Origin of the sequence: Deinococcus alpinitundrae, from assembly GCF_009982895.1 — a bacterium.
In the GTDB taxonomy this organism is placed as follows: domain Bacteria; phylum Deinococcota; class Deinococci; order Deinococcales; family Deinococcaceae; genus Deinococcus; species Deinococcus alpinitundrae.
Genome location: NZ_WXZL01000391.1, coordinates 1 through 250 on the forward strand (window position 1 = coordinate 1; position 250 = coordinate 250).

The 250-nt window shown below is 72.0% G+C and carries 1 protein-coding gene; it reads left to right on the forward strand.

The annotated features are described in order from the left end of the window. Positions 1 to 250 (forward strand): hypothetical protein (locus tag GUI70_RS23870; protein WP_202630628.1); only part of this gene is annotated, 250 nt, incomplete at both ends.

Below are 250 nucleotides of genomic sequence, written 5' to 3' on the forward strand. Positions count from 1 at the left end.
GGTCTATCACATGGCCCGCCACGAACTCGTGCTGACCGGCGGCAACCTGCGGCTGATCACCCCGACCGAGACGGTCACCGCCACCAGGGCGCTGCAATACTGGTCCGAGGCCCGCAAGGCGGTCGCGATCGGCCATGCGAAAGTGGTCGGCAAGGACGGCCGGTCCGTCACCGCCGACCGGCTGACCGGCTATTTCACCGCCGCCCCCGCCGCGCCGAAAGCCGGCGGCACGCCACCGGCGGGCTCCACG